This window comes from Micromonospora sp. CMU55-4 (assembly GCF_011602315.1).
Lineage (GTDB): Bacteria > Actinomycetota > Actinomycetes > Mycobacteriales > Micromonosporaceae > Micromonospora > Micromonospora chalcea.
The window spans coordinates 190200-212283 of record NZ_JAAOLH010000013.1 but is presented as its reverse complement, the minus strand read 5'-3'; the positions used below and the strand labels follow the sequence as shown (position 1 = coordinate 212283).

Annotated in this window: 18 protein-coding genes and 1 pseudogene; 14 read left to right on the top strand and 5 right to left on the bottom strand. The window is 73.3% G+C overall.

Going from position 1 to position 22084, the window contains the following annotated elements:
* The 5 genes and pseudogenes from HA073_RS22525 to HA073_RS22505 form a co-directional block, all read left to right on the top strand.
* A pseudogene (locus HA073_RS22525) lies at nucleotides 1-214 on the top strand (ABC transporter ATP-binding protein); the annotation flags it as partial.
* The gene (locus HA073_RS22520; RefSeq protein WP_166457220.1) at nucleotides 211-1233 is read left to right on the top strand and encodes an ABC transporter ATP-binding protein; all 1023 of its coding nucleotides are present in this window, start codon (nucleotides 211-213) and stop codon (nucleotides 1231-1233) included. The pseudogene HA073_RS22525 and the gene HA073_RS22520, both read left to right, overlap by 4 nt.
* On the top strand, nucleotides 1230-2234 hold the full coding sequence (locus tag HA073_RS22515; RefSeq protein ID WP_064447917.1) for an ABC transporter permease: 1005 nt from the start codon (nucleotides 1230-1232) through the stop codon (nucleotides 2232-2234). Before HA073_RS22520 ends, HA073_RS22515 begins: the two co-directional genes overlap by 4 nt.
* Before the next feature lie 13 nt (nucleotides 2235-2247).
* Nucleotides 2248-3234, top strand: a complete 987-nt coding sequence (locus HA073_RS22510) for an ABC transporter permease (RefSeq protein WP_043328426.1) — start codon at nucleotides 2248-2250, stop codon at nucleotides 3232-3234.
* Nucleotides 3235-3341: 107 nt separating this feature from the next.
* Nucleotides 3342-5087: an ABC transporter substrate-binding protein gene (locus HA073_RS22505; protein WP_166457219.1), complete on the top strand. Its 1746-nt coding sequence runs from the start codon at nucleotides 3342-3344 to the stop codon at nucleotides 5085-5087.
* An 84-nt stretch (nucleotides 5088-5171) separates the two neighbouring features.
* Here HA073_RS22505 and HA073_RS22500 read toward each other — a convergent pair whose 3' ends face one another.
* Entirely contained in the window at nucleotides 5172-7316 is a 2145-nt protein-coding gene (locus tag HA073_RS22500) for a prolyl oligopeptidase family serine peptidase (RefSeq protein ID WP_043328429.1), read from the bottom strand.
* Nucleotides 7317-7401: 85 nt separating this feature from the next.
* Between HA073_RS22500 and mshB the strand changes: the two genes are divergently transcribed.
* From mshB to HA073_RS22485, 3 genes are all read left to right on the top strand, one after another.
* Nucleotides 7402-8325 (top strand): N-acetyl-1-D-myo-inositol-2-amino-2-deoxy-alpha-D-glucopyranoside deacetylase, encoded by a 924-nt coding sequence (gene mshB, locus HA073_RS22495; protein ID WP_281605528.1) that lies wholly within the window; start codon nucleotides 7402-7404, stop codon nucleotides 8323-8325.
* Nucleotides 8322-8816 (top strand): hypothetical protein, encoded by a 495-nt coding sequence (locus tag HA073_RS22490; protein ID WP_166457217.1) that lies wholly within the window; start codon nucleotides 8322-8324, stop codon nucleotides 8814-8816. The genes mshB and HA073_RS22490 overlap by 4 nt, the downstream gene beginning before the upstream one ends.
* Nucleotides 8817-8901: 85 nt before the next feature.
* Nucleotides 8902-9366 carry a hypothetical protein gene (locus HA073_RS22485; RefSeq protein WP_104115157.1) on the top strand — a complete coding sequence of 155 codons (465 nt, stop codon included), beginning with the start codon at nucleotides 8902-8904 and terminating at the stop codon, nucleotides 9364-9366.
* A gap of 12 nt (nucleotides 9367-9378) precedes the next feature.
* On the opposite strand, the gene HA073_RS22480 is transcribed toward HA073_RS22485, so the two are convergent.
* On the bottom strand, nucleotides 9379-10413 hold the full coding sequence (locus HA073_RS22480; protein WP_104115156.1) for a GNAT family N-acetyltransferase: 1035 nt from the start codon (nucleotides 10411-10413) through the stop codon (nucleotides 9379-9381).
* A 78-nt stretch (nucleotides 10414-10491) separates the two neighbouring features.
* On the opposite strand from HA073_RS22480, the gene fdxA reads away from it, so the two are divergent.
* Genes fdxA through HA073_RS22455 form a run of 5 tightly spaced genes read left to right on the top strand, consistent with a single transcriptional unit; the run spans nucleotide 10492 to nucleotide 14239 of the window.
* Nucleotides 10492-10818 carry a ferredoxin gene (fdxA, locus tag HA073_RS30365; RefSeq protein ID WP_007464872.1) on the top strand — a complete coding sequence of 109 codons (327 nt, stop codon included), beginning with the start codon at nucleotides 10492-10494 and terminating at the stop codon, nucleotides 10816-10818.
* On the top strand, nucleotides 10815-11924 hold the full coding sequence (gene dapC, locus HA073_RS22470; RefSeq protein WP_043330946.1) for a succinyldiaminopimelate transaminase: 1110 nt from the start codon (nucleotides 10815-10817) through the stop codon (nucleotides 11922-11924). The genes fdxA and dapC overlap by 4 nt, the downstream gene beginning before the upstream one ends.
* A 1-nt stretch (nucleotide 11925) precedes the next feature.
* Nucleotides 11926-12942 carry a prephenate dehydrogenase/arogenate dehydrogenase family protein gene (locus tag HA073_RS22465; protein WP_069087329.1) on the top strand — a complete coding sequence of 339 codons (1017 nt, stop codon included), beginning with the start codon at nucleotides 11926-11928 and terminating at the stop codon, nucleotides 12940-12942.
* A 5-nt stretch (nucleotides 12943-12947) separates the two neighbouring features.
* Complete coding sequence (locus HA073_RS22460) at nucleotides 12948-13592, top strand: SIMPL domain-containing protein (RefSeq protein ID WP_030504648.1); 645 nt, start codon at nucleotides 12948-12950, stop codon at nucleotides 13590-13592.
* A complete protein-coding gene (locus tag HA073_RS22455; RefSeq protein WP_043328439.1) occupies nucleotides 13592-14239 on the top strand; it encodes a nucleoside/nucleotide kinase family protein in 648 nt (215 codons plus the stop codon). The genes HA073_RS22460 and HA073_RS22455 overlap by 1 nt, the downstream gene beginning before the upstream one ends.
* A gap of 42 nt (nucleotides 14240-14281) precedes the next feature.
* Here the strand turns inward: HA073_RS22455 and HA073_RS22450 are convergent, their stop codons facing one another.
* Both HA073_RS22450 and HA073_RS22445 read right to left on the bottom strand, forming a co-directional pair.
* Nucleotides 14282-16867 (bottom strand): hypothetical protein, encoded by a 2586-nt coding sequence (locus HA073_RS22450; protein WP_166457215.1) that lies wholly within the window; start codon nucleotides 16865-16867, stop codon nucleotides 14282-14284.
* A gap of 83 nt (nucleotides 16868-16950) precedes the next feature.
* Entirely contained in the window at nucleotides 16951-17517 is a 567-nt protein-coding gene (locus HA073_RS22445; protein WP_166457214.1) for a sugar O-acetyltransferase, read from the bottom strand.
* A gap of 140 nt (nucleotides 17518-17657) precedes the next feature.
* Here HA073_RS22445 and HA073_RS22440 point away from each other — a divergent pair, with 140 nt between their 5' ends.
* On the top strand, nucleotides 17658-20996 hold the full coding sequence (locus HA073_RS22440) for a S8 family serine peptidase (RefSeq protein ID WP_166457213.1): 3339 nt from the start codon (nucleotides 17658-17660) through the stop codon (nucleotides 20994-20996).
* A gap of 51 nt (nucleotides 20997-21047) precedes the next feature.
* Here HA073_RS22440 and dapD read toward each other — a convergent pair whose 3' ends face one another.
* Nucleotides 21048-22007 carry a 2,3,4,5-tetrahydropyridine-2,6-dicarboxylate N-succinyltransferase gene (gene dapD, locus HA073_RS22435; RefSeq protein ID WP_104115170.1) on the bottom strand — a complete coding sequence of 320 codons (960 nt, stop codon included), beginning with the start codon at nucleotides 22005-22007 and terminating at the stop codon, nucleotides 21048-21050.
* Between the last annotated feature and the right edge of the window lie 77 nt (nucleotides 22008-22084).

Below are 22084 nucleotides of genomic sequence, written 5' to 3'. Positions count from 1 at the left end.
CGGCAACCCACCCAGCTTGATCAATCTGCCGTCGGGGTGCGCGTTCCATCCGCGGTGCCGGTGGGCCGGCGTGAACGGCGACCGGTCCCGCACCGAGGTGCCCGAGCTGCGGGAGGCCGGCGTGCCGGGTCACCTGGTCGCCTGTCACCTGCCGGCGGGTGACCGGGAGCGGATCTACCGCAACGAGGTCGCGCAGGTGGGGGTGGCCCGATGAGCGCCGAGACCGAACCGCTGCTGTCGGTGCGAGGACTGACCAAGCACTTCCCGGTGCGGCAGGGGCTGCGCGCGCGGGGTGCGGTGCGTGCTGTCGACGGGTTGGACTTCGATGTGCGGCCGGGCGAGACGCTCGGCCTGGTGGGGGAGTCCGGGTGTGGGAAGACCACGACCGGGCGGATGCTGGTGCGTCTGCTGGAACCCACGGCCGGGACGATCGAGTTCGCGGGACGGGACATCACCCACGGCGGGCGGCGTGAGCTGCGCGCGTTGCGGCAGGACCTGCAGATCATCTTTCAGGACCCGTACGCCTCGCTGAACCCCCGTCACACGGTCGGGCGGATCGTGGCGATGCCGTTGCAGGTCAACCGGATCACCCCACCGGGCGGCGTCAAGAAGCGCGTCCAGGAGCTGCTGGAACTCGTCGGGTTGAATCCGGAGCACTACAACAGGTACCCGCACGAGTTCTCCGGCGGGCAGCGCCAGCGCATCGGCATCGCCCGCGCCCTGGCGTTGAAACCGAAGCTGATCGTCGCCGACGAACCCGTCTCGGCGCTGGACGTGTCGATCCAGGCGCAGGTCATCAACCTGCTGCGCGACCTGCAACGCGACCTGGACCTGGCGTTCGTGTTCATCGCCCACGACCTCGCCGTCATCCGCCACTTCTGCCACCGCGTCGCTGTCATGTATCTCGGCAAGATCGTCGAGATCGGCGATCGCGACGACATCTACACCCGGCCCCAGCACCCCTACACCCGAGCCCTGCTGTCGGCGATTCCGGACGTCTCCACGCTCGGGCCCGCCGGCCGGATCCGCCTCACCGGCGACGTCCCCACCCCGTTGAACCCGCCATCGGGCTGCCGCTTCCGTACCCGCTGCTGGAAAGCCACCGACCACTGCGCCACCGAAGAACCGGCGCTGACCACCCGGGACGGCGGCAGGCAGCTCACCGCCTGCCACTACCCGGAGAGCGGACCGGTCGGCATGCCGACCGGCGAACCCGTGGAGGTGTCGAAATGAGCCTGTCGCCGGTCGAGGGCGCGGCGCTCGCCGAGATCGAGTCCTCCGATCAGGAGCCGGACGAGAAGAAGCGGCTGGTCGGCCGCTCACCGGGCCAGCTCGTCTGGGCCCGGCTGCGGCGCGACCGTACCGCAATGGTCAGCGGTGTCGTGCTGGCCCTGTTCATCCTGGCGGCGGTGGCCGCGCCGCTGATCCAGCGGCTGTACGGCGTGTCGCCGAACCAGCAGTTCGGTGACCTGCTGGACGCCACCGGCATGCCGCTGGGCTACGTGGGCGGCGTCAGCGGTGACCACTGGTTCGGGCTGGAACCGGGCCTGGGCCGGGACATCTTCATCCGGATGATCTACGGCATCCGGACGTCGCTGCTGATCGCGCTCGGCGCCGCGCTGGTCACCACGACCATCGGCGTGGTGCTCGGGATCGTCGCCGGCTTCCTGGGCGGCGTGGTCGACTCGGTGATCAGCTGGATCACCGACGTCGCGCTGGCGTTGCCGTTCCTCATCTTCGCGCTGGCCGTGGTGCCGACGTTCTCGCTGCGCTTCTACGGCCCCCGGGACGCGGTGCCGACGTGGTTCGCGGTGACCACGCTGATCGTGGTCTTCGCCGCGTTCGGCTGGACCGGCACGGCCCGGCTCGTCCGGGGCCAGGTGGTGTCGCTGCGCGAACGGGAGTTCGTGGAGGCGGCGCGGGCCAGCGGCGCCGGGCTCGGGCACATGCTGTTCCGGCAGTTGCTGCCGAACATCTGGGCCCCGATCCTGGTGGCGTTCTCGCTCGCCGTGCCGTCGTACGTCACGGGCGAGGCGGCGCTGTCCTTCCTCGGCGTCGGGCTGCCCGAGTCGGTGCCGAGCTTCGGCCGGATGATCTACCGCAGCATCGACTACCTGCAGACCGACCCGGCGTACGTCTTCTTCCCCGGCATCACCATCTTCGCGCTCGTGCTGGCGTTCAACCTCTTCGGCGACGCGCTGCGCGACGCGCTCGACCCGAAGTCGTCACGGTAGGGGGTTCGACGACATGGTGCGGTTTCTGCTGAAGCGGCTGCTGCTCGCGGTCTCGGTGCTGCTCGCGGTGAGCATCGTCAGTTTCCTCATGTTCTTCGCGCTGCCCCGCGACCCGGTGACCGGCATGTGCCCGAAGAACTGCAACGCCGAGCGGCTGGAGCGGGTACGCACGGAGCTGGGGCTCAACGACCCGAAGCCGACGCAGTACGTCAACTACATGAAGGGCATCTTCGTCGGCCGTGACCTGGGCAGCGCGCAGGGCGGCAAGTGCGAGGCGCCCTGCCTCGGCTACTCGTACGTCAACAGCGAGGCGGTGACCGACACGTTCGCCCGGGTGCTGCCGGTGACGCTGAACATCGTGCTCCCGGCGGCGGTGCTCTGGCTGGCGCTCGGCGTGGGGCTCGGGATGATCTCCGCGCTGCGGCGGGGGTCGCTGCTCGACCGCATCTCGATCGGGTTGACGCTGACGTTCGCCTCGCTGCAGCTCTACTTCGTCGGCGCCGTGCTGCTGCTGGTCTTCGTGTACTCGCTGAAGATCCTGCCGACACCCCGCTACGTGCCGTTCCTGGAGAACCCGATCGAATGGGCGCGCGGCCTGGTGCTGGCGTGGGTGACGCTCGCGCTGCTCTTCTCCGCGATCTACGCGCGGCTGTCCCGGGCGCAGATGCTGGAGACGCTCTCCGAGGACTTCGTGCGGACCGCGCGGGCCAAGGGCGTGGCGAAACGCAATGTGTACGGACGGCACGCGCTGCGCGCCGCGATCACGCCGATCGTGACGATCGCCGGGCTCGACGTGGGCGCGGCACTGGGCGGCACCGTCATCACCGAGACGACGTTCGGCATCCAGGGGCTGGGGCGTACGGCGGTGGAGGCGGTACGCCAGGGCGACCTGCCGACCATCATGGCCACCGTCCTGGTGTCGGCGCTGTTCGTGGTGGTGGCGAACATCGTGGTCGACCTGCTGTACGCGTTCATCGATCCACGGGTGCGTCTGGGCTGATCCGGGCGTCGCCGGTGGTCGATCGTTGTGCCCCCGTTATCTGCTCGAAATTTACCGCGAGTGAAAGCTAGGCGAAGCTTTCCTTCATCGGACCCGAGGAGTTGAGTATGCGAGCAAGACTCGCCACCGCCGTGGGCGGTGCGATGGCACTGGTGGTCGCCCTCAGTGCGTGCAGCAAGAACACCGGCGACAACGGCGACACCGCGGACACGAACAAGCCCCGCAGCGGCGCCATCGCGACCGACCCGAAGGACTCGCTCGGCCCGGCGGCCGAGGTGCCCGGCGCGGCCAAGGGCGGAACCTTCTACATCCTGCGCGAGAGCAAGATCTCCCACCTGGACCCGCAGCGGGTCTACTCGTTCGCCGGCCTGATGGGCAGCCAGCTCTACGCCCGGTTCCTCACCACCTTCAAGGACGACGGCAAGGGCAACGTCACGCTGGTCGGCGACCTCGCCGAGACGCCCGGCAAGAACGTGAACAACGACTGCAAGGTCTGGGAGTTCACGATCAAGGAGGGCGTCAAGTTCGAGGACGGCCGCCCGATCACCTCCAAGGAGATCGCGTACGGCATCGCCCGCTCGTTCGACCCGGACCTGACCGGCGGCCCCACCTACCTGCAGGAGTGGCTGGCCGACAGCCCGCAGTACGACACCAAGTGGGACTTCAAGAAGAACAAGACCTCGCTGCCGCCCGGCCTGACCACGCCGGACCCGCGCACGCTGCGCTTCGAGTTCAACAAGCCCCGCTGCGACCTGCCGTTCGCGGTGTCGCTGCCGGCCACCGCGCCGCTGCCGCCGGACAAGGACACCGGCGTCAACCTGGACAACATGCCGTTCTCGTCCGGGCCGTACCGGTTCACCAAGATCCAGCCCGGCGTGGAGATGGTGCTGGAGCGCAACACGAACTGGGATCCGGCCACCGACCCGGTGCGGCACGCGTACCCGGACAAGTTCGTCTGGTCGCTCGGCTCGGACAACACCACCCAGACCAACCGCGTCCTCGCCGGCACCGGCAACGACGCAGCGGCGGTCGCCACCGGCGGCGTGCCGCCCGAGCTGATCGCGAAGGTGACCGGCGACCCGGCGCTCAAGGCGCGGATGATCGTCGCGGCGACGCCCAACGCCTACCGGCTGAGCATCAACACCACCCGGGTCACCGACCTGTCCGTGCGGCAGGCGATCAACTACGCGATCGACCGCAGCAGCATCACCAAGAACCTCGGCGGCCCGTACGGCGCGGTGCCGCTGACCACGCTGCTGCCCCCGACCACGCTCGGGTACAAGAAGTACGACGCGTACCCGGCCGGTGAGAGCGGCGACCCGGCGAAGGCGAAGGAGACGCTGGGCGGCAAGTCGGTGAACCTGGTGCTCGGCACCTCCGACGACACCGCCTCGCAGGAGACCGCCACCCAGGTCAAGAACGCGCTGGAGAAGGCCGGCTTCACGGTCACCGTCAAGCCGATCCCCGAGGACGGCTACCTCGACTTCGTGAAGAAGAAGAGCAACCCCTGGGACCTGTGGGTCGACTCGTGGGCGGCCGACTGGCCCAGCGGCGCCTCGATCCTGCCGGTGCTCTTCGACGGCCGCAGCCTCAAGGCCGAGGGCAACAGCAACACGTCCCAGCTCAACAACGAGGCGATCAACGCCGAGTTCGACCGGGTGCTGGCCCTCGACCCGGCCAAGCAGGCCGAGGAGTGGAGCAAGCTGGACGAGAAGCTGATGAAGGAGTCCGCGCCGGCGGTGCCGCTCTACAACGAGGTGGTCTCCGTGGCGCACGGCGAGAAGGCCGGCGGCATCTTCATCGGCAGCATCTTCGGCTGGCCCAGCTTCGTCAACGCGTACGTCAAGCAGTAGCTCTGCAAGGAAGGGCCCCTTCTTAACGCCTGGCGTTAAGAAGGGGCCCTTCCTCTACCGCAGGCGTTAAAAGGGGGCCCTTCCTTACAAGTAGCGGCGGAGGAAGTCCAGCTCCAGCCGGAGCAGGCGCTCGGACACCCCGCCCGCGGCCAGGTGGCTCGCCCCGGTCAGCGGCAGCACCGCGTGCGGGCGGCCCGTCGCCAGCAGCGCCGCGGACAGCCGCAGCGTGTGCGCGGCCAGCACGTTGTCGTCGGCCAGGCCGTGCACCAGCAGCATCGGCCGGGCCTGCGCCGGGTCGCCGAGCGGCTCGGCGGCCAGCTCGACCAGCGAGTGGTGGGCGTAGACGTCCATGCCGTCGTCGGGCATGCCGAGGTAGCGCTCGCTGTACGCGGTGTCGTACAGCGCCCAGTCGGTGACCGGCGCGCCGACGATCGCGCACTTGAACAACTCCGGATGGCGCAGCACCGCCAGCCCGGCCAGCCAGCCGCCGAACGACCAGCCGCGCACCGCCACCCGTTCCAGGTCCAGGTCGGGGTGCTTGTCGGCGAGCGCGGTGAGCGCGTCCACCTGGTCGGTGAGGATCACGTCGGCGACCCGGCGGTGGATCGCCTTCTCGAACGAAGGCGCGATGCCGGGGGTGCCCCGGTTGTCGATGGTGACCACCGCGAAGCCCTGCTCGGCCCACCACTGCCGCTCCAGCCAGACGCTGCGGGCCGCCACCACCTCCTGGTGGCCGGGGCCGCCGTAGATGTCCAGCAGCACCGGCAGCCGGGTGCCTTTGACGTGCTCGGCCGGGTAGAGCACCGCGCTTGGTAGCCGCCGGTCGGTGACCCGGACCATCGTCGGCCGCGGCGCGTACGAGCAGGTGGCGGCCAGCGAGCGCAGCTCACCCACCTCGCGGTCGCCGTGCCAGACCCGCCAGCGGACGCCGGGGTGCTCCAGCGACGCGATGCCCACCGCCAGCGTGGAGCCGCCGATCGAGGCGGTGTGCCAGCCGGGGTCGCTGCCCATCCGGCGGGCGTCCATGCCGCCGCCGATGGTGGTCCGCACCCGGTAGAGGTGGCGCTGGCTCGGCTCACCCTCACTCGCCTCGACCAGCAGGTCCGCGGTCGTGCCCGGGCCGTTCGGCAGCCGCCCGACCACCCGCCGCACGTACAGCGAGGGCGGGGTGAGCAGCGTGCCGTCGGCGAACAGGCAGCGTGCGTCGTACCCGTCGTGGGCCAGCTCGCCGCCGACCAGCACCCGCCCGTCGGGCAGGTGGGCGGGGGTGCCGGGGATCGGTTCCACCCAGCGCGGGTCGGCCAGCTCGGCGTGCACCTGTGTCTCCCCGGTGCGCGGGTCCACCGCCAGCACCAGGCCGTGCTGCTGCGAGCGGCGCAGCACGGTGATCAGCGGCCCGCCGTCGGACCAGTCCGCCGAGCTCAGGTAGGGGTAGGTCTCCCGGTCCCAGTGCACGTCGACCCAGCCGCCGTCGAGGTCGAGCAGGTGCAGGCTGACCTCCGCGTTCGGGCCACCCGCTACGGGGTACGCCAGCGACGTCGGCGGGCTCGCCGGGTCGGCCGGGTCGTGCAGGTACCAGCGTTCCAGCCGGGACTCGTCGACCCGGGCGGCCAGCACGCTGCGCCCGTCCGGCGCCCACCAGTAGCCGCGGTAGCGGTCGAACTCCTCGGCGGCGATGTGCTCGGCCAGCCCCCAGGTCACGCCGCTGTCCTCACCGGCGAGCAGGTTGTCGGTACCGTCCGGCTCCACCACCCGCAGCTGGCCCCGGCGTACGCCCTCGGCGGCGTCGGTGACGTAGGCCAGCCGCTCGCCGGTCGGGTCGGGCCGGGGGTCGATCACCGGCCCGCCGGTAGCCACCTCGACCACGTCGCCGTGCACCAGGTCGGCCCGGAACAGCCGCCCGGCCAGCGCGAACGCGGCCACCCGGCCGGCCGCGTCCAGGGCGTACGAGCCGATGCCGCCGGAGCTGAGCCGCAGCCGCTCGCGCAGCGCCCGCTCACCCGGGGACAGGCGGGCCGGATCGGCGTCCGCGCCCAGCAGCACCGCCGGATCGGCGACCAGGCGTTCCTCGCCGCTGTCGATGTCGAGCAGCCAGAGCGCGTCGGCCGGGTCCTCCGGTCCCGCGGAGCGCAGGAAGACGACCCGGGCGCCGTCGCCGGAGACGGTGACGGCGCGCGGCGCCCCGTGGCTGAACCGACGGGTACGGGCGGCCAGCTCGGGAAAGTCCACGCCTGCAGCGTAGGCGCGCGCCGGAGGTGATGTGGCCGACCTGAGCGGACGCATCACCGTCGAGCGGGCAGGACCGCCGGTTAGAGTGACGGGCGTGACGACGCTGCCCGACCGACGCCTTCTGCTGGTCCACGCGCATCCCGACGACGAGTCGATCGGCACCGGCGCGACGATGGCGCACTACACCGCCACCGGCGCCCACGTCACGCTCGTCACCTGCACGCTGGGCGAGGAGGGCGAGATCCACGTCCCGGCGCTGGCCCAGCTCTGCGCGGCCGAGGCGGACCAGCTCGGCGGCTACCGGATCGGCGAGCTGGCCGACGCCTGCGCCGCGCTCGGCGTCACCGATCACCGGTTCCTCGGCGGGGCGGGCCGCTACCGCGACTCGGGCATGATGGGCATGGCCACCAACGAGCACCCGCGGGCGTTCTGGCAGGCCGACCTGGACGTCGCCGCCGGGCACCTGCTGGAGGTCATCCGCGAGGTCCGTCCCCAGGTGCTCGTCACGTACGACCCGAACGGCTTCTACGGCCACCCGGACCACATCCAGGCGCACCGGGTGGCGATGCGCGGCGTGGAGCTGGCCGCGGCCGAGGGGATCGCCCCGGCGAAGGTCTACTGGACGGCCATGCCGCGCAGCGTGCTCGACGCCGGGCTGGAGACGTTCACCGAGTCCTCGGACAACCCGTTCGCCGGCATCGAGAGCGCCGACGAGCTGCCGTTCGGCACGCCGGACGCGGAGATCGCCGCCCGGATCGACGGCACCGAGCAGCACGCCGCCAAGGAGGCGGCGATGCGGGCCCACGCCACCCAGATCCCGGCCAACTCGTGGCTCTACTCGATCGCCGGCAACTTCGGCGGCGAGTTCATGGGCGTCGAGTACTTCACGCTCGCGGTGGGCGAGAAGGGGCCGGGCCATGGCCCGTACGGCTGGGAGGACGACCTCTTCGCCGGGATCGCCCCGGACGCCGCGGATCGGTCCCCGGTCGCGGCGGCCGGTGTCCGGTGACGCTGCCGGCCGTACCCGTGTCGACAGTTGCCGAGCCGCCACCGGAGGGCGCGCCGCCGAGCCGGGCGGAGCGGACGCTCGACCGCGCGCTGCGGGTGACCGGCGGCGTGCTGACGGTCTGGGGCGGCGTGCTGCTCGCGCTGCTCGAACTGATCTTCTCGACCTGGGCCTGGGAGCTGGTGCAGGGCCGTTCCGGCGCGGCGCAGGCGCTGGTCGGGGTGGGCGCGGTGGTCGTCGGCGTGCCGGTGGTGGTGGCGGCGACGGTGCTGCTGGGCTCGTTCGGGCACCGGTCGACGGGGGGCCGCTGGGCGGTCGTGCTGGCCGCGCTGCCGTGGTTCGTGGTGATCGTGGCGGGCGGTGTCCGGACCGTCGAGGGTGATCTCGCGCTGGTCGGCGACAACGTGCTCGGCCTGGCGCTGATCGTGGCCGGCGCGGTCACGTTCGCGGTGGTCGGTTTCCGGCACCTGGTGACGCCGCCCCCTGTCCGGTGAGGTGCTGACGCCACACAGGCGACGGTGGTAGACATTCCTGCCAGAGGCCCGCCGAGGGAGCGGGCGGTACGGCGGGAGGCGTGCGATGGGTCAGCGGTGGCGTGCGGTCGGAGTGCTGGCGGCCGCGTTGTTCGCGGTGAACGTGGTGGCCCGGCTGGTCACCAGATTCGCGTTCCCGGACGACGACGCCGCGTCCGACCGGGTGTCGCTGGTGATGTTCCTGGTGATCGGGCTGATCCTGGCGGGCGTCGCGTTCCGGTGGGGGGCCGACCGTCCGCTCGGCCGCCTGGCCGGTGACCTGGCCGCCGCGGTGGGGGTGGCGCTGGCGCTCACCGTGTTCGTCGGTCCGCTGGTGGTCGGGGAGAACCCGTTCGGCGGTGGCGCCGGTCTCTTCTTCGCCCAGATCTGGCTCTATCTCGCCGCCACCGCCGCCGGTGTGCTGGTCGGCTACCTGATCCTCACCGCGCTCGGCCGGGACTACCGGTCCCGGCAGCTCAAGCGGTACGCCGAGATGAAGCGGTCCCGGCCGCGCCGGGTCGTCCGGCGCTGACCCTCCGGCCGTTCAGGCGGCCGGGGCGACCCGGGTCAGGTAGGTGTGGTGGGTGGTGAACCCGAGCCGGCGGTAGAGCTCGACCGCGCCGGTGTTGCTCTGCTCCACCTGGAGGAACGCCCGCGTGGCGCCCTCGTCCGCGCCCCAGCGGGCCAGGGCGCGGACGACCGCGACGGCGAATCCGCGCCGACGCGCCTCGGGCAGCACTTCGAGCAGGCTGACGCCGAGCCAGCGGCCTTCGCCGGTCACCGTGCCCCGGCCGACCGCGAGCAGCCGGCCGTCGATCCGCAGCTCCGCGAAGCGGACCCGGTCGACGGCCGTGAGCACGTGCCGCGCGGCGTCCGGCAGGCCTCCCTTGCGACCGGCGGCGATCGCCAGCCAGTCGTCGGCGGGCGCGCCGGCCAGCGTCACCGGCGGCGTGCCGTCCGGACCGGCGAGCGGCGGCGGGCCGTCCGGGCCGGCGGTCGGCGTGTCGGCATCCGGCGGCGTGTCGGCGAGCCCGGCGTCCGGCGGCGCGGCCAGGGCGCGCAGCGGCACGGTCTGCACCAGCACCGGGGGCCGGGCCGTCCAGCCGCGCGCGTCCAGTTCGGCGCCGACCGGGGCGGCCAGCGGCAGCGGGGTGTTCACCAGCGCGGTGCCGCCCCGCTCGGCGTACCAGCGCTGCACCGCGTCCAGCGCGGCGGGCAGGGGCCGGTCCGGGTCGCCGACCGGCAGCGCGCTGTTGGCCCGGCCGGTCCAGCCGTCGGCCCAGCGCAGCCGCCAGTCGCCGAGCCGTCCGCGTACCGGTGCGGGCCACGCCTCGTCGGCGGCCAGCTCCAGCGCGACCACGGCGGCGGCGGTGGGGCGGCGGGCCGGCGGCACCCGCTTGGCCCGGTGCACCTCGGCGACCGGTACGCGCAGCGGGCCGGCGTCGGTGGCGAGGGTGATGTGGGTCTCGCTCAGCTCGACGAGTTCGCCGAGCGCGTCGGAGAACAGCGTGCGGCCCTCACGAATCCCCACAATCCGGCGGACCACGATCCGGTGTCCCACGTCCTGCTGTCGGAGCACGATCGACCCCCTCCCCGGCGAGATACTAGGCTCTTACCGTTGCGGGTGATCGCGACGAGTCTGCGGAGGAGAAGACCGGTGACCTACATCATCGCCGAGCCGTGCGTGGATGTGCTCGACAAGGCATGCATCGAGGAGTGCCCGGTCGACTGCATCTACGAGGGCAACCGGATGCTCTACATCCACCCCGACGAGTGCGTCGACTGTGGTGCCTGCGAGCCGGTCTGCCCGGTAGAAGCGATCTTCTACGAGGACGACGTCCCGGAGCAGTGGAAGGACTACACCGGGGCCAACTACGAGTTCTTCGAGGACCTGGGCTCGCCCGGTGGCGCCTCGAAGATCGGCAAGGTGGAGAAGGACGCCACCTTCGTCGCCGCGCAGCCGCCGCGCGGCGAGGGCCACTGAACCGGCGCTCGCCGGTCTCGGCACGGCTGCCCGACTTCACCTGGGACACCCTGGACGCCGCGGCCGCCACGGCCGCGGCGCATCCGGACGGTCTCATCAATCTGTCGATGGGCACGCCGGTCGACCCGGTGCCACAGCTGATCCGGCAGGCGCTGGCCGACGCGTCGAACGCGCCGGGCTACCCGCTGACCGCCGGCACCGCGGCGCTGCGGGACGCGATCGCGGCGTGGGTCGCCCGGGCCTGCGGCGCGGGCGTCGACGGGCTGGGCGTGCTGCCCACGATCGGCTCCAAGGAGCTGGTGGCGTGGCTGCCCACGCTGCTCGGGCTCGGCCCCGGTGACGTGGTGGTGGTGCCGTCGGTGGCCTACCCGACGTACGAGGACGGGGCGCGGCTGGTCGGCGCGACCACCGTACGCACCGACTCGCTGACTGCGCTCGGCCCGGATCCCCGGGTCCGGCTGGTCTGGGTCAACTCGCCGGGCAACCCGACCGGCCGGGTGCTGCCCGCCGCCCACCTGCGCAAGGTGGTCGAGTGGGCGCGCGAGCGCGGGGCCGTGGTGGCCAGCGACGAGTGCTACCTGCCGCTGGGCTGGGACGCCGAGCCCGTCTCGGTGCTCTCGCCCGAGGTGTGCGGCGGCTCGTACGACGGCGTGTTGGCGGTGCACTCGCTGTCCAAGCGCTCGAACCTGGCCGGGTACCGGGCCGGTTTCGTCGCCGGTGACCCGGCGCTGGTGGCCGAGCTGCTCAAGATCCGCAAGCACGCGGGTCTGATCGTGCCTGCGCCGGTGCAGGCCGCGATGGTGGCCGCGCTCGGCGACCAGGAGCACGCCGACGCCCAGCGGGAGCGCTACCGCGTCCGGCGGGAGAAGCTGCGTGCGGCGTTCACCGGGGCCGGCTTCACGGTCGAGCACTCGGAGGCCGGCCTCTACCTCTGGCTGACCCGCGACGAGGACTGCTGGGACACGGTGGACTGGCTGGCCCGCCGGGGCATCCTGGTCGCGGCCGGGATCTTCTACGGCCCGGCCGGCGCCCGGCACGTCCGGGTGGCGCTCACCGAGTCCGACGAGCGTGTCGACGCGGTGGCCGGGCGGCTCGCCGGGTCCTGACATGGCGGGCGAGCTGGCACGGGCGGCGGTGGTCGGCACCGGGCTGATCGGCGGTTCGCTGCTGCTCCGGTTGCGCGACGCCGGGCTCGACGTGACCGGCTGGGACCCGGACCCGGAGACCCGCGGGCGGGTACGCGAGCGGGGCGTCGTGGTGGCCGACACGGTCGAGGACGCGGTGGCCGGCCGGGACGTGGTGTTCCTCTGCGGCCCCCTGCCGACGTTGCCGGCGACGTTGGCCCGGGTCGCCGCCGTCACCGACGACAGGTGCGTGCTCACCGACGTCGGCAGCGTCAAGGCCGAGGTGAGCACCGTCGCCACCGTGCAGGGGCTCGGGCACCGGTTCGTGCCGGGCCACCCGATGGCCGGGGCCGACCGGGCCGGACCGGACGCGGCCGAGCCGGGCCTGCTCGACGGCGCCGCCTGGGTGCTCTGCCCGGGGCCGACCGGGCTGGACGCCTTCCGGCGGCTGGCCGCGCTGCTCGTGGACGTCTTCCACGCCCGGGTGGTGCCGATGTCCGCCCCGGAGCACGACGGAGCGGCGGCGCTCGCCTCGCACGTGCCGCACGTGCTCGCCGGGGCGCTGGCCGGCACCGTGCACCGGTCGGCGCTGCGGGACGCGGTTCTGACGCTCGCGGCCGGGAGCTTCTCCGACGGCACCCGGGTCGCCGGCGGGCCGCCCGAACGGACCGCGAACATGCTGCTCGGGAACCGCGACCGCGTCCTCGCCGAGCTGGACGCGCTCGGCGTCTTCCTGGGCGAGCTGACCGAGGCGCTGCGCGCCGGCGACGCCGACGCGCTGGCCGAGCGCCTCGCCGAGGGGCGGCAGACCCGGTCCACGCTGCGGGCGCGCGAGTTCACCGCGCACCGGCGGGAGTTCCCGTGCGCCGCCGACCACGTCGGCGAGCTGGCGTACCTGCGGGAGCTGGGCGCCGCGGGCGGTCACCTGACCGGGGTACGCGAGGCGGGCGGCGCGGTCACCTACACGGGGCACCTGCCGGCCACGCCGCCGTTAGGCTGAGCGGCATGGCGGACGCACCGGTCGTGGCGGTACGCGGTGAGGCGTACCGGGAGGTGGCGCCCGAGCTGGCGCGGTTCACGGTGACGGCGACGGCCCGGGACCGGGATCGCGAGACCACGCTGACCCGGCTGGCCGAACGGGCCGCCGCGGTGCGGGCGCTGCTCGACGCGGCCGAGCCGGCGGTGGAGCGGCGGGAGACGGGCCAGGTGCACGTCTGGCCGGTGACGAGGCGTTCCGGCGACCGCGTGGTGGCCTACCAGGGCAGCGTGAGCACCACTGTCACGACGAGCGACTTCACCGCGCTGGGCGAGCTGATGCTCCGCCTGGCCGACCAGGAGCAGGTCGAGGTGGCCGGCCCGGTGTGGTCGCTGCGGCCGGACAGCCCGGCCTACCGGGAGGCGCGGCAGGCGGCGATCGCGGACGCGCTGGTCCGGGCCCGGGAGTACGCCGAGGCGCTCGGCGCCCGGGTGACGGCGCTGCGGGAGCTGTCCGACACCGGGCTGAGCGCGTCCCCGCCGATGATGGTCAAGGCGGCGTACGCGCGCTCCGGCGAGCAGCCGGAGCTGGAGTTGGAGCTGGACCCGGCGCCGCAGCCGGTGCAGGCGGCGGTCGAGGCGCGGTTCACCATCAGCGAGCCGGTGCTGGGCTGATGCCGGCGGCGGAGGTGCTCGGGCTCGACGACCTGGTCGCCCGGGCGCGCGCGCTGGCCGAGGCCGGCCCGCGTCAGCTGCTCGGCATCGCCGGGGCACCCGGTGCGGGCAAGTCCACCCTGGCGGAAGGGATCGTGGCCGCGCTCGGCCCGGTCGCCCGGCTGGTCCCGATGGACGGCTTCCACCTGGCCGGGACGGCGTTGGAGCGGCTCGGCCGGTCGGGGCGCAAGGGCGCGCCGGACACGTTCGACGTCAACGGGTTCGCCTCGATGCTGCGCCGGTTGCGCCGGCTGGAGCCGACGTCGGTGTGGGCGCCGGAGTTCCGCCGTGACCTGGAGGAGCCGGTCGCCGGGGCGATCGAGGTCCCGCCCGAGGTGCGCCTGGTGGTCACCGAGGGCAACTACCTGCTGCTGCGGGACGACCCGTGGGAGGAGGTGCGGACGCTCCTGCACGAGGCATGGTTCCTCGATCTGGACGCGGAGGTGCGGGTGCGCCGGCTCACCGCGCGGCACGAGGCGTACGGGAAGTCGCCGGAGCAGGCCCGGGCCTGGGCGCTGGGCAGCGACGAGGAGAACGCCCGGCTGGTCGCGGGCACGGCCGTGCACGCCGACCTGGTGGTCCGCCTGGCCGACCCGCCGCCGGCGTGACGCCGGGCGCTGCCGCAGACCCGCCGCCGCACCGGCGCACGGTCAGCCGGCCCGTTGCCGGGGCGACGGCACGGTGCGGCGCAGCAACCGGGCCACCACGGCGCGCTCGCGGGTGAACTCCGCCGCCTCCGGGTAGCCGCTGTGGCTGCGGATGGGCGGGTCGGCCACCTCGCCGCCGGTCGGGTGCAGCGCCTCCGGGTCCGCCACCGGCACGTCCCGCTGCCCGGCGCTGACCTGCCAGCCGAGCGGATCCGTGTCCCGCCAGAAGTTCGTCCAGGCCACGTGGCCGCCGGGCCAGGTGAGCGCGCCGGCCAGCGTACGCAGCCGCTCCGGGCCGAAGTAGGACGGGAAGACCCGCCCGTAGAGCCGGGTGAGCTGGCAGCCGTAGGAGAAGAACCAGGTACGCAGCCGCCACCGGCGGGGCAGTTGCAGAAGCACTGCGGCGCAGATGACGGTGCCCTGGCTGTGTCCGGAGAGGATGACGCCGTCCATCCGGTCGCTGTGGTGCGGCGGTAGCGCCAGCAGGCCCGCGACCCGGGTCTGGAGTTCCGGTACGGCGCGCTCGGCGTAGCTGGGCGGGGCGAGCGGGTGCGCGGCCCGGGGCCAGAACGTGCACACGTCCCAGATCACGCCGACCGAGCGGCGTACCGAGTCGGTGCGGTAGACCAGCAGCCCGAGCGCCGCCATCACCACCGGCAGCCAGCCGAGGATGGCGTCTCCCCGTTCGGCGGTCCAGTGGATGGCGGTCTGCCAGCCGGAGGGGGACAGCGGGCTCGGCCGTTCGCCGGAGAGCGCGGCGGCGCAGCAGAGCGTGACCAGGACCGCGCAGAACGCGGCGTAGCAGCCCATCAGCCGGACCGCGTGCTCGCCGACCAGCCGGTGCAGCGCCCGGTACGTGCTGACGTCGCGGCAGCGTCGCCGGTCGTGCGCGGACAGGCCGGGGGCGGCGGTGAGCCGGGCGTACTCCACCCGGCGCAGGCGGTGCAGCAGGACCGCGACCCGGACCAGCAGCCCGATCAGCGCGAGCAGGCCGACCGCGCAGGCCAGCCCGGCCCAGAAGACGGCGAGCGGAGGTATCACCCGGCTCGGGCCGCTCGGCTCGGCCGACGCGTCCAGCCGGTCGCTGACCCAGTAGAGCAGTCCGGCGCAGTAGGCCGCCGCCATCATCCAGCCGAAACCGGCGATGACCGCCGGGGCGCAGCCCCGCCAGGCCAGATCGGTGTACGCGCCGAGCGGCTGGGTCGGCACCGCCGGGCGCAGGCGGGGCAGGAGCAGTCCGATGCCGGCCAGCACACCGGCCGGGCCGACGAGCATCCAGGTGCGCAGCGCGTCCGGCGCGTCGGGCAGGCCGGGCAGCCCGTGTTCGATCCAGGTCGCGCCCAGCGGCAGCAGCAGCGCCCCGGCGGCCGGACCGGCCAGTGCCCGCCGGCCGGAGCGGTTCGCCGCGGCGATGGCCACCAGCAGCAGCACCTGGTAGGCGACGAGCCAGGCGATGGCGGTGTCGTACCCGGGCAGTGACCGGTCGGCATGGCAGCCGGCGATCTCCGGCTGCGCCGCGCACCCGAGCGGCGGCCGGTACGCCGACAGCGGCTGGCCGGCCGGGCCCTCGGGCAGCAGCAGCAGGACGAACGTGCCGACCAGACCGAGCGCGGTGAGCGCCGCGACGGCGATGCTCCACCGGCCGAGCGGGGTGGCGCCCTGGCGCCGGCTCAACCAGGGCCGGGCCACCGCGATCACGGCGATCGTCACCACGGCGGCGAACAGCGCGACGGTCGGCCAGGCGACAGCGGCCCGCAGGCCGCGCGGCGGATCCATGATGAGAACCGCGGTGACGGGTACGGCGGCGGCGGTGACCGCGCCCGTGCACAGGTGCAGCACGGCGGCGCGGCGCAGTTGCCCTTCCCCGTTCCAGAACGTCGGATCCTGGAGCGGGTTCTGCGGCGGCTCGCGCGGCTCCGGTGGTTCGACCGGCTCACCGTCTTCCTGGACGGGCGCATGGTGGTGCGGGTCGGCGGGCATCTGCGCCTCGTACTGGTAGGTGCGGAAGGCGACGAGTCCGATCGCGGCCAGCACGAGCAGCGGCAGCAGCAGTCCGAGCGCGAGCGCCCGGGTGCCCTGCCGCCACCAGGAGTCGCCGAGGAACTGCCACGGCCCGGGGAGCCGGCCGAGGCAGTCCGCCTCCACGCACTGCCAGCCGATCAGGTCCACGCCGACGCCGGTCACGGTCATGACGAGCGTGCAGGTCAGGCTCAGGCAGAACAGGCGGATGAGCCAGGCGGTGATGCCGGACCGGCTGGCCCAGCGCTCCTGGTCCGGGTCGGGCGGGATGCCCGCGCGGGCGTGCAGCGCGACGTTCGCCAGGGCGAAAGGGAGCAGCAGCGTCCACAGCGCCCGTTCCACGTCCCGCCGGGTCCGCGCGCCGGAGGTCAACTGCCCCCAGCTGTACGCCTCGACGGTGATCGGGTCGTCCCGGCCGGCTGTGGTGGACCGGTAGAAGCCGGTCACCTGACCGCCGGCGACGAGTGCTGGTTGCCCACCGTCACCGTTCGCGCCTGCTTTCAGGCCGAGCAGCTGATCCGGCGGGGTGTTCGACACCCCGTGCACCCGTAGTTCGAGGACCCGCTCCATAGTGCCTCCCGGTGAACGCCCTACTACTCAGAGTGCACGCCGGGGCTGGAGTCCGCATCCGCTGGAGCGGTTGTTCCCGCAGCTCAGGATGGCTGAGTCAGGCTTCTGATCGGACGAGCGGGGTTACCCACCGCCACCACATTGGCCGGCAGGTCGCGGGTCACGACAGCGCCGGCGCCGACCACCGTGTTCTCGCCGATGGTCACCCCGGCCAAGACGATCACTCCGCCGCCGAGCCAGACGTTGTCACCGATGGTGATCGGCTGTGCGGATTCCCACTTGGCCCGGCGCGCCTCCGGTTCGACCGGGTGGGTGGCGGTGAGCAGCTGCACGTTCGGTCCGATCTGGACGTCCGCGCCGATGGTGATGCGGGCGACGTCGAGGAGGACCGCGTTGAAGTTGACGAACGTGCGCGGGCCGATGTGCGTCTGGTGTCCGTAGTCGCAGTGCAGTGGCGGCCGGACCCAGGCGTCCTCGCCGAGTGAGCCGAGCAGTTCGCGCAGCGCGGCGAGGCGGCCCGCCGGATCGTCGGCGGAGCTGCGGTTGAAGCGTTCGCTGAGCCGGGCCGCGCGCTCCAGGTCGGCGATGATCGCGGGATCGTCGGCGATGTACTGCTCGCCGGCCAGCATCCGGTCCTTCATGGAGGTCATCGCTCGATCGTCCCGGCCGGTTCGGGAGTGTGGTGGCGGTTCCGTCGGATCGGCGACTTCCCGATGCATACGCGGTATGCAATGCTGATACCCGCATCGATGTGTCCCTCATCGATGAAACGTTCGACGAAGGAGGAAGGTTGCTCCGGAATCGCAGAAAACTGGGCGCGCTGGGCATGGCCCTGGCGCTGGCGCTCGGTCTGCCGGTGCCCGCGCGGGCTGCCGCGCCCACCGGCCCGACCGCGCCCACCGGCCCGTCCGAACAGGCCGGCAACCGCACGGCCACCGTCACCCTGATCACCGGGGACCGGGTCACCGTCACCGGCGGCCACGCCGCGGTACGCCCCGGCGCCGGGCGTACCGGCATCGAGTTCCTGGTCCGCCGCGAGCGCGACCGCCTCACCGTGCTGCCGCAGGACGCGCTCCCGCTGGTCCGCGCCGGCAAACTCGACCGGCGGCTGTTCGACGTCACCGGGCTGATCGAGGCCGGCTACGACGACGCGCGGCGCGACACCGTACCGCTGCTCGTGACGTACCGGCCGGGGGTGGCCCGGCGCGCGGCGGCTCCGCTCGCCGGCGCCCGGGTGACCCGCGACCTGCCGGCGATCACCGGCGCGGCGGTCGTCGCGTCCAAGAGCGACACCGGCGCGCTCTGGAACGCGGTCAGCGCCGACAGTTCCGGTGCCCGGCTCGACGCGGCGGGGGGTGTCGAGCGGATCTGGCTCGACGGCCGGCGGCGGGTGACGCTCGACCACAGCGTGCCGCAGATCGGCGCGCCGACCGCCTGGGCCGCCGGATACACCGGCAAGGGCGTCCGGGTCGCGGTGCTCGACACCGGCGTCGACCTCACCCACCCGGACCTGGCGGGCAAGGTCGCCGAGTCGCGCAACTTCACCGAGGAGACCAACCCGGACGACATCGTCGGGCACGGCACCCACGTGGCCTCGACCATCGCCGGCAGCGGGGCCGCCTCCGGCGGGAAGTACCGGGGCGTCGCGCCGGACGCCACGCTGCTGTCCGGGAAGGTCTGCGAGGTCTACGGCTGCACCGAGTCGGCCATCCTGGCCGGCATGCAGTGGGCCGCCGCCGAACAGCACGCCACTGTGGTCAACATGAGTCTCGGCGGCGGCGACACGCCGGAGGTGGACCCGCTGGAGGAGGCGGTGGGGACGCTCACCGAGCAGCACGGGACGCTCTTCGTGATCGCCGCCGGCAACGACGGCGCCGACGGCTCGGTCGGGTCGCCGGCCAGCGCCGACGCCGCGCTGGCGGTCGGCGCGGTGGACCGCGACGACGCGCTCGCCGACTTCTCCAGCCGTGGCCCCCGGGTCGGCGACGGAGCGATCAAGCCGGACATCACCGCGCCCGGCGTGGAGATCGTGGCCGCCCGGGCCGCACACGGCGAGATCGGCGACCCGGTGGGCGACAAGTACGCCGCACTGTCCGGCACGTCGATGGCCACGCCGCACGTGGCCGGCGCGGTCGCGCTCCTCGCCCAGCAGCACCCCGGCTGGACGCCCGCCAGCTACAAGGCGACGTTGATGGCCTCGGCGAAGCCGCACCCGGAGCAGACCGCGTACCAGCAGGGCGCGGGCCGGGTCGACCTCGCCCGCGCGATCACCCAGCAGGTGACCAGCGACCCGCCGTCCGTCTCGTTCGGCGTGGCGACCTGGCCGCACACCGACGACCAGCCGATCAGCCGGACCGTCACCTACCGCAACGGCGGGACCGCCCCGGTCACGCTGGACCTGAGCACCGAGTTCACCGGGCCGGGCGGACGGTCCGCACCGGCCGGCATGCTCACCCTCGGCGCCTCCCGGCTCACCGTCCCGGCGGGCGGCAGCGCCCAGGTGACGGTGGTCGTGGACACCCGGCTCGGCGGCGCCGACGGCTACTGGACCGGCCGCCTGGTCGCCCGCGCCGGCGACGCGGTGGCGGTGACCCCGCTCGCGGTCGACCGCGAGGTGGAGAGCTACGACCTGACGGTGACGCACCGCAACCGCTCCGGCGCTCTGACCGGTGACTACTTCACCAGCCTGCTCGGGCTCGACGACGCCAGCTACCGCGACGTGTACGACGCCGACGGCGAGGCCCGGCTGCGGGTGCCAAAGGGCCGGTACGGCGTGCAGAGCCTGATCTTCGCAGCCGGCGACGAGGGCTGGTCGGAGGTCTCCTTCCTCGCCCAGCCGGAGCTGGTGGTGACCGGCAACCAGCGGCTCGTGCTGGACGCGCGGGCGGCGAAGCCGGTCCGTACCACGGTGCCGCAGCGCGGCGCGGCACCGCTGCTGATCGACCTCACCGCGGCCTGGAAGCTCGACGACTTCCAAGCCAGCTTCGGGCTCTGGGCCGACAAGTTCGACGGTCTCTACTCGGGCCAGGTCGGCCGCAACGTCTCCGCCGACCTCTTCGTCGGCGCGGTCGCCAGCCAGTGGACCGAGGCGAAGGCGCCCGAGCGCAGCCCGTACTTCTACGGCCTGAACGAGCAGTTCCCGGGCCGGTTCCCGACCGGTTTCGTCAGGCACTACCGGCCCGCCGACTTCGCCACCGTCACGAGCCGGTTCGCCGCCGGCTACACCGGGATGGACAACGAACGGGTCGTGTTCCCGGAGTCCGACTACGACATCGGCGGCTCGGCGATCGTCCTGCCGGTCCAGGTGCCCGGCAAGCGGATCGAGCACCTCTCCACCGCCAAGACCCGCTGGAGCGCCGAGCTGGACTTCGGTGAGCGGGGCGAGGACGGCTGGCTGGAGGCGCGGGCGGTGCTGCAGTCCGTGCCCACCCGCTACCGGGCCGGGCGCACCTACACCGAGGAATGGAACAAGGGCCCCTTCGGCCCGTCGTTCCCGCAGCCGCGCTGGCCGGAGGAGAGCATCACCCGCATCGGCGACAGCATCGTGGTCTCGCTGCCGGTGCACAGCGACGCGGCCGGCCACCCGGGCGGTTCGCTCAACGACACCGAGCAGACGCGGCTGTTCCGCAACGGCAAGCTGCTCGGCGAGTCGCCCTACCCGGGCTACGGCGAGTTCACAGTGCCGCCGGGCGCGGCGAACTACCGGCTGGAGACCGTGGCGAAGCGGGGCTTCACCGACCTGAGCACCGAGGTCTCGGCGAGCTGGACGTTCCGCTCCAAGCGGGTTCCGGGCGACGTGCCGGCCCGGCTGCCGGCCATGGCGGTCCGGTTCACCCCGCCGCTGGCGGTGGACAGCTCGGCACCGGCGGGCCGGACGTTCACCGTGCCGGTGGCGGTGCAGCGCCAGCCCGGCGCGCCGTCCGGCCGGGTCGTCGCGCTCACCGTCGACGTCTCCTACGACGGCGGGAAGACCTGGCGCAAGGCGACGGTGAAGAAGCAGGGCGGGGCGTGGGCGGCCACCGTCCGGCACCCGGCCGGCCCGGGGTACGCGTCGCTGCGGGCCACCGCCCGTGACGACGCCGGCAACACCGTGACCCAGCGGATCATCCAGGCGTACCGCCTGCGGTGAGCCGGCCGTCCGGGTCCGCGCGGTGGGCGCGGACCCGGACGGGGGTACGGCTCAGTCGTTGGCGTGCAGCGCGGCGTTCAGTTTGATGCCCTGCCCGGTGCGGGGCTTCGCCTCCAGCGCGCCGGTCACCGAGTTGCGCCAGAACAGCAGCCCGTCGACGCCGGACAGCTCGCGGGCCTTGACCGTCCGGCCGTCCGGAAGGGTGATCTTCGAGGCGGCGGTGATGTAGCAGCCGGCCTCCACCACGCAGTCGTCGCCGAGCGTGATGCCGACACCGGCGTTCGCGCCGATCAGGCTGCGCTCACCGATGCGCACCCTCTCCGTGCCGCCGCCGGAGAGCGTGCCCATGATCGAGGCGCCGCCGCCGACGTCGGAGCCGTCGCCGACCACCACGCCCTGCACGATGCGGCCCTCGACCATCGAGGTGCCCAGCGTGCCCGCGTTGAAGTTGACGAAGCCCTCGTGCATCACGGTGGTGCCGGAGGACAGGTACGCGCCCAGCCGGACCCGGTCCGCGTCGGCGATCCGCACCCCGGACGGCACCACGTAGTCGGTCATCCGGGGGAACTTGTCGACCCCGTACACGGCCAGGTGGCGGCCCGCCGCCCGCTCGATGACACGCAGCTCGTCCACCCGCTCCGGCGGGCACGGCCCGGCCGACGTCCAGGCCACGTTCGCCAGCTTGCCGAAGATGCCGTCGAGGTTCAGCTCGTTCGGCCGCACCAGGCGGTGGGAGAGCAGGTGCAACCGAAGGTACGCGTCGGCCGCGTCCTTGATCGGGTCGTCCAGAGAGCCGATCAGCGTGGTCACCTCGACCGTGCGCAACCCGGGCAGCGCCCGCTCGCCGATCGCGCCCGGCGGCAGGTCGAGCACGTCGGCCTGGTCCTCGCCGGGCACCAGTGGCAGCTCGCCCAGACCCAGCTTGCCGGTCGGGTACCAGGTGTCGAGCACCTGGTCCTCGGCGGTGACGGTGGCCAGGCCGATGCCCCAGGCAGATGGTGCGGACGTCACGATGTCACCCTTCTCCTCCGGCAACGGCGTCCGCCGCTGCTCGCGGCCGCGGGCCTCGCCGAACGTGTTCCCTGGCC